The sequence below is a fragment of the Roseibium sp. RKSG952 genome (assembly GCF_009711355.1).
Genome location: NZ_SMMF01000759.1, coordinates 1 through 7352, shown reverse-complemented (window position 1 = coordinate 7352; position 7352 = coordinate 1). Strand labels below are relative to the sequence as shown.

Below are 7352 nucleotides of genomic sequence, written 5' to 3'. Positions count from 1 at the left end.
CCTTGAAAGGCCTTCCCTGAGAAAGAGCACGGCAGATTGCGCCGCTTACATTGTGTTGCACTTTGCGCTTGAATTCACCCGGTTTTCAGATCCGTTTCCGTCCCGGATGGTCATGAGTTTGCCCAAATTTCGGACATTTTGCGCAACTTACAGTCATTTTGTGTCGAAAATAGATATAATTTCGAACGATTGTATTAAATTTTGTCAATGACCTCGGATTGAAAAACCGGCATTTTTTTCAAGTAATTTTTTGAAAGATACTTCAGATATCAGCGTTAATTGACAATCTTTCAAATTGATCGCAATCGTTGTTGTTGTTTGAAATTAAATAAAAAGTAAAATTTACTCTGGGTGCGATTATGGGCGAGGGGCCGGCAAAGACCGGAGACACGCGCACCGGATACTTCAAAGAACCACGCTGGGAGCGCAAAGAAATGTTTCGGTTTTTCATTCCCTGGGTCAACACCGGGTCGTCACTTGCCGGGTATGAACTGGCCTCGTCATTTCGGACTTATTACACAAGCGAAACGGACGTCATCTCGGTTGAGGAAGCTGGTGACGCTGCGGTTTCAGTCGAGGATGCGCGCTGCGTTACTTACATTCTGCAAGGAACAATCGATGCCTCAGCCGTCGCTGAGGACGGGGCGGATACGGTTACAACCGATGGGGTTGTGTCTTCGGAGTCTTCAGCCGGTCTCAAGATGATTGTGTCCGACACAGGCTCCATTGACGCATCGGGTGACGGCATGGCCTTGCTCGGTGATTACACAAAAGTGTTTAATGCCGGAAGTATAACCTCAGGTGGTGACGGTATCCGGATTGGCGAAACCGGTGATACCGATATCGATCCCAAGCGTGGCCTTGTGGTGAACACAGGTGTGATAGAATCGGCGGGCAGTGGAATCGAGACTTATGGCGCTTATGCCAGTGTCTGGAATTTCGGAACGGTGATCTCGACGAATGACCGTTTTGGCGACAACGGCATCAGTGTTTATGGCGAAAACTCTTTGCTGATCAACGCCGGAGAGATCACGGCCGGGTACAATGGCGTCGACTTCCGCAGTGAAAATGGTGTGGCCATCAATTACGGAACCATTACCGGTGGCAACAAGGCGATCAATGTTGAAAGAGCCGACAACCTTTTGGTCGTCAACTACGGTACCCTGATCGCGACCGGCGATGATGCCATGGGCACCGAGGCGACCATCAACCATTCCAAGTTGATCAATCACGGCACGATCTATTCCCAGAATGACAGTTTGGGCGATTCGGCGATCATCATCGATACCGGATCTTACAATCTGATTGAAAACACCGGAGAGATTTTTGCGTTCGGCGAAGGCATTGACTACGGAGATGGGGAATCGAGCAATTCCCGGATTGTAAATTCCGGACAAATCGAGGCAGGGTCAATCGGGATCCAGATTGACAACGGTACCAGTGAAACGTCGGTCACCAACAGCGGGAGTATTGTCGCGGGGACCGACGGTATCGGCTTCGACCGGGGCACCACGGCATCGGAGCAGTTGACGATTGTGAACAGCGGCACAATCACGACCGGTGAGCGCGGGATCGCAATGTTCGGCAATTCCGGTTCGATCACGAATTCCGGCGCGATAACGGCTGAAAAAAATGGTGTCGAGGTTTCAGGCGACGGAAATGAAATCCAGAACCACGGATTTATCGAAGCGAGGGATCACGCCATCGATATCGAGGAAGGCGTGACTGCGATTGCCATCGTCAACTCCGGCACGCTGACATCGACGGCTCCGACTTTTGAATTCAAGGCCGTGATTGATGGATCGGACGGGGTCGAGACCACTACCAATTCCGGGCTGATTGACGGCGAAGTCCGGCTTTATGGCGGAGACGACGTTTACACGGTGGCGGAAGACGGCCAGACCACTGGCGGGGTTTATGGCGGTGCCGGCAATGACATCCTGACCGGCGGCAATTTTTCCGATTTCCTGTCAGGGGGCGCGGGCGACGACACCATGACCGGAAACGGCGGTGCGGACGAGTTCGAGCTGCTTTACGATCTTGACGGGCGCGCGAATCTGGATGTTGCCACAAACGCCAGCGGAGCCGACGACATCACCGACTTCGGCTTTGACGAGGACACGCTGGTGGTCAATTTTGCCGGGACAGTCTACGAGATCTCCTCGGTCGCGGAGTTCGATGCCTTTGCCGTCGATCTGGTGACTGGTGGCGGGTCTTTCACGAAAACCGAATTGAACGGCGATGTCGCATACGAAATCGCATTTGCCGCGGGAAGCTCGGCCCGTGTCAATTCCGATCTGCTCGACGTGGTCTGAGAAGAACAGGTCCCATCACCACATGCAGTCCGAAACGAAAAAGGGCCCGCTGTTGCGGGCCCGGTGGATTCAGTCGCGAAGTGCAACAAGGCAACGGCCAGCCTCGGTTCGCCATAGGAGATTGAATGTCAAGGATTGGCGAACCGCCTGGCACGCTTAAGCGTCCTTCGCACCCAATCCCTATGCCAAGATCGCCAGGAAGCCTTTGAAGACACGTCATGCCTCGAAAGGTCTTCCCCGAGAAGGAGCGCTTCGCGCAACCTTGGACCGGTCTTGGAACCAACCCGTGTCCGGCGCCTTCAAGAGGCGCAAGGCATTTGCCACGACCAGCAGAGACACGCCGACATCTGCAGCAATCGCCCCCCACATGGAGGCCATTCCAAAAGCCGTTGCGATGACAAAAGCGGACTTGGTGACAAGGGAAATCCCGATATTCTGGCGGATGATGGCCATGGTGCGCCGTGAATGGCCAATCAGCCAGGGTACCTTGCCGATATCGTCGTTCATGAGTGCAATGTCTGCGGTTTCAATCGCCACATCAGATCCGATCGCGCCCATGGCAATGCCGAACCCGGCCTCCGCCATGGCCGGGGCGTCGTTGACGCCATCGCCGATCATGGCAACCATCTTGTACTTGCCGGACAGCTCCCGAATCGCCGAAGCCTTGTCTTGCGGCAGCAATTCCGCATGCACCTCGTCAACGCCAACCTCTTCGGCGACTGCGTGGGCTGCGGCCGTGTTGTCGCCCGTCAGCATGACGATTTTCCGCACACCCTGTTCATGAAGACGCTGAACGATTTGCCGCGCGTTCGGACGGATCCTGTCGCGCAGTTCGACAAGTCCCAGAATGTGTTGATCGATTCCGGCAACAACCCATGTCGAGGCCCCTTCGCTGATGGCAGTCTGGACAGCGTCCGGGATCTGGTCTGATACGCCTTTTTCCTGCGCAAGTCTCAGAGAGCCGAGCCAGATTTCCTGATGGTTCCACCGGCCTTGCAGGCCGCGGCCAGGGATGGTGACGATGTCCTGTGCGGCGGTGACTTTGACGCCGGACGTTTCGGCCTTGTGTAGAATGGCCTGTGCAAGCGGATGTGAGGACCGGGTTTCCAGGGCAGAAACTGCGGCAATCAGGTCTTCCGGTGTCTTGCTGGTGACAGGGTAAAGGCCGGAAACCTCCGGGCGGCCTTCGGTGAGCGTGCCGGTCTTGTCCAGGGCAATGGCCTCCAGACGTCCCGGAGCTTCCATGAAGGCGCCGCCCTTCACCAGAACACCGGCCCTCGCGGAGGACGCCAAGGCGGCCACAATACTCACCGGCGTTGATATGACGAGCGCACAGGGGCAGGCAATCACCAGCAGGACTAATGCGTTGTAAAACCAGCTGCTCCAGTCGCCACCGGCAATCAGCGGCGGCAGGACCACGATCAGAACGGCCAGCGCCATGACAGCCGGTGTGTAGGCCCGGGCAAACCGTGTTACCCATTGTTCGATATTGGCGCGCCTCGACTGGGCATCGTTGACCATTCTGATGATCCGGGCAAGCACCGTATCCGAGGCAATCCGGGTGGCCCGGACCGTGATCGTTCCGTCCGCGTTGATCGTGCCCGCGTAAACCCCGTCGCCCTCTTCCTTGTCAACCAAAGCACTTTCACCGGTAATCGGTGCCTGGTTGATGGACGTCCGGCCTTCAGTCACGGTGCCGTCCAGCGGTATCCGGTCACCGGCCCGGATGATGAAGTGATCGCCGGCTTTCACTTCAGCGGCAGGAATGTCGGCTTCCGACCCGTCCGGCCGCACCACCCTTGCACGCGGCGGCGCAAGATCAAGAAGCGCTGCCACGGCGTTGCGGGCCCGGCCGACACTGTAGGTTTCCAGAACAAGCGACAGGGCAAACAGAAAGGCTACGGTTGAGGCCTCGAAATAGTCGCCAAGGCCGACCGCTCCTGCAACGGCGACTATCATCAGCAGGTTCATGTCCGGGGACAGACGGCGAAAAGAGGACCACGCCTTGGGCGCAACGAGCCATCCGCCAAACAGAATGGCGAGCATGAACAGACCCATTTCGGCGATTGGGATCGCAGTGCCGCCATGTGCATGAAACAGGTCCAGAAACCGGCCGGGACCAGCCTCAAACATATGCAAGGCGATCCCTGCAAGCCAGAATGCACCACTGGCAATGGTAAACCGCCGTTGCCGGGTCAGGTGGGCCTGGTGATCGGCATCTGCCGTTTTGTCATCCCACGGTTTGGCACTCATGCCTGTTGCTGCCACAAGCTTGATGACCTGATCGGTCGCAATGGGTTTGGCGGAACCGAGGATCGTCATGCGGGCATTGATCGTATCAAACGCCAAGTGTGCATTACCGCCGACCTTCGGGCCGAGCACTTTTTGCAAGATGGCAATCTCCTCGGCACAGTCCAGACCGTTGATTCTGAAACTTAATCCCGGTGCATTTACCGCTCCGGCAGCCACCGGTTTGCCGCAGCAGGAGCCATGAGCATGAGCGCCGGAAGCGGCCTGCTTCTGCGCAGGCGATTGGCCGCAAGTATGCTGTTTGCCATGCGCATGTGAGTGCACGGGCGTTGCCGGTTCGTGTTGGGGATTGCCGGTTGTTTCACGCAGCATTTAAAGGACCTCTCGTTCGTTAGGCCCTTCCTGCTTAATTGCTATAGTAACTAGAGGTTCAAGAGGGAATTTGGGGTCCTGCTACGCCAATGGGGGGCAGCATGGTTTCCGGGAAAGTCAAACAGGTTCGGATTGATCGCTTCTGACGACGGCAATGGGAGGGAAGGGGAGGTGCCATCTTCAAGCGCTGTCGGCCGTCGTTCAGGCCAAAAGGCAACCATAGGGCTCAAAACGGGCGAGCCCGTTCTTCAGGCCGCGATGCGCTATCAGACCGTATTGCGGTTCAGGTGACTTTTCAAGTTTGAGCGTGCAGCTCTCCGCTTTGGCCTTGCGGACGAACCGTCTCAGCCAAAGGATCAAGGGTTTTCTTGTAAAGCCGGGGCATCCGCTCACGAGGTCTCTTGTATCTATGGCTTGAGTGCCGCTGCCCGGGCGTGCGAACAGAAAAAGGCCCGCTGTTGCGGGCCCCTTCCATATTTCGATGCGCCTTGGGAGGCTTAGTTCTTGGCCTTGTCGACCAGAGCGCCCTTCTTGATCCACGGCATCATGCCGCGCAGCTTTTCGCCGACTTCCTCGATCTGGTGCGCGTCGTTCAGGCGGCGGGTTGCCTTGAACTTGGCAGCGCCTGCACGGTATTCCTGCATCCAGTCGGAGGTGAACTTGCCGTTCTGGATCTCGGTCAGGACGCGCTTCATTTCCGCCTTGGTTTCGGAGGTGACGATGCGCGGACCGGTGACATATTCGCCCCACTCGGCCGTGTTGGAGATCGAGTAGTTCATGTTGGCGATGCCGCCTTCATAGATCAGGTCGACGATCAGCTTTACTTCGTGCAGGCACTCGAAATAGGCCATTTCCGGCGCGTAGCCGGCTTCAACCAGCGTTTCGAAACCGGCGCGGATCAGCTCGACCAGACCACCGCACAGAACCGCCTGTTCGCCGAACAGGTCGGTTTCGCACTCTTCCTTGAAGGTGGTCTCGATGATGCCGGACCGGCCGCCGCCGACGCCGCTGGCATAGGACAGGCCCAGATCAAGTGCATTGCCGGACGCATCCTGATGAACGGCGATCAGGCACGGCACGCCGCCGCCCTTCTGGTATTCGCCGCGCACGGTGTGGCCCGGGCCCTTCGGTGCGACCATCAGAACGTCGACGGTTGCCTTCGGCTCGATCAGGCCGAAATGCACGTTGAGGCCGTGGGCGAAGGCAATCGCGGCACCGTCGCGGATGTTGGCTGCGATGTGGTCCTTGTAGATGTCGGCCTGCAGCTCGTCCGGCGTTGCCATCATCATCAGGTCGGCCCAGGCGGCAGCGTCGGCCACGGTCATGACCTTGAACCCGTCGGCTTCGGCCTTGAGGGCGGTGGTCGAACCGGCACGCAGGGCGACCACGATGTCGGTGCAGCCGCTGTCCTTCAGGTTCATTGCATGGGCACGGCCCTGGGAACCATAGCCGATGATCGCGACCTTCTTGGACTTGATCAGGTTCATGTCTGCATCGCGGTCATAATAAACGCGCATGGGGGAATCCTTTCCGGGTTAAAGCAAGTGTTTGGGTGACGAGAGAGGTTAGACGCCGAACAGCCGGTAAAACCGGTCGACTGCGGTTTGTGCGAGCGTGTCCAGGTCTTTTTCCCTGTCGGTTGGCGTGCCGCCCAGAAGCAGGCGGATATGGGTTTCTCCGATGGCAAGCCCGTAGAGCACCTGATAGGCCTCGTCCGGATCATCGAACTTCAACAGTCCCTTGCGGCGGCCGGCTTCCAGAAGGGTGCGGGCCCGGGTGCCGATCATGTTCTTGCCGCGTGCCACCAGCAGATGGCCGAGGCGGTTCTGGCCGCTGCCGGAATTGGCAATCGACAGCCGGTTGAGCGCAAGAGAGGTCTCGCCGAACAGGACCGTCTGCTGCGTTTTGACGAAAGCAATCAGATGCTTGCGGAACGTGCCGGCATCTGCGGTCGCACCGGCGTCTGAGGGAAACTGCACCTGGCTCGCCTGAAAGGCGACAACCGCAGCCAGCAATCCGTCCCGGTCACCGAACCACTTGTAGAGGCTTTCCTTCGAACAATTGGCGGTGCGGGCGAGCCCGGCGGTCGTCAGGGCCTTCTCGCCGCCTTCAACCAGAAGCGCGAGTGCATGGGCAAGCACATCCTGCTGGCGCTGGGTGAATTCGGGCGCGGCATCGGGCGGGGCCGTGGCGATATCAAAAGCGGCGGTGGGCATCGAGGTCCGGGAATTTCTGTTGTCAAGGCGTGAACCGTACCGTACGGTTCTAAATTGTAGATCGCATCGCTAAAGCTTCAGGTCAAGGGGGGGGCTCGCATATTTTTGGGGGATTCGGCTGGCCACATGTGCAGGCGCCGTTTGCCCGTCCCTGCGAAAGACCTCTGCCTATTGAAGCCAATCGAAACATGCATGATTT

Annotated in this window: 4 protein-coding genes; 1 reads left to right on the top strand and 3 read right to left on the bottom strand. The window is 57.8% G+C overall.

The annotated features are described in order from the left end of the window. The first annotated feature begins 434 nt into the window (after window positions 1–434). Window positions 435–2315, top strand: coding sequence for a hypothetical protein (locus E1297_RS05765; protein WP_155135146.1), 1881 nt, complete (start codon window positions 435–437; stop codon window positions 2313–2315). Window positions 2316–2531: 216 nt separating this feature from the next. Here E1297_RS05765 and E1297_RS05760 read toward each other — a convergent pair whose 3' ends face one another. The 3 genes from E1297_RS05760 to E1297_RS05750 form a co-directional block, all read right to left on the bottom strand. Further along, the gene (locus E1297_RS05760; RefSeq protein WP_155135143.1) at window positions 2532–4937 is read right to left on the bottom strand and encodes a cation-translocating P-type ATPase; all 2406 of its coding nucleotides are present in this window, start codon (window positions 4935–4937) and stop codon (window positions 2532–2534) included. 497 nt (window positions 4938–5434) lie between these two features. Next, entirely contained in the window at window positions 5435–6454 is a 1020-nt protein-coding gene (ilvC, locus tag E1297_RS05755) for a ketol-acid reductoisomerase (protein ID WP_155135140.1), read from the bottom strand. A gap of 48 nt (window positions 6455–6502) precedes the next feature. Next, the gene (locus tag E1297_RS05750) at window positions 6503–7153 is read right to left on the bottom strand and encodes a TetR/AcrR family transcriptional regulator (RefSeq protein WP_155135137.1); all 651 of its coding nucleotides are present in this window, start codon (window positions 7151–7153) and stop codon (window positions 6503–6505) included. Window positions 7154–7352 lie beyond the last annotated feature (199 nt).

What these genes read in the sequence shown, in the direction of transcription:
- E1297_RS05765 (WP_155135146.1), top strand. Translation starts at nt 435, where the DNA reads ATGTTTCGGTTTTTCATTCCCTGGGTCAACACCGGGTCGTCACTTGCC.
- E1297_RS05750 (WP_155135137.1), bottom strand. Translation starts at nt 7,153, where the DNA reads ATGCCCACCGCCGCTTTTGATATCGCCACGGCCCCGCCCGATGCCGCG.
- E1297_RS05760 (WP_155135143.1), bottom strand. Translation starts at nt 4,937, where the DNA reads ATGCTGCGTGAAACAACCGGCAATCCCCAACACGAACCGGCAACGCCC.
- ilvC (WP_155135140.1), bottom strand. Translation starts at nt 6,454, where the DNA reads ATGCGCGTTTATTATGACCGCGATGCAGACATGAACCTGATCAAGTCC.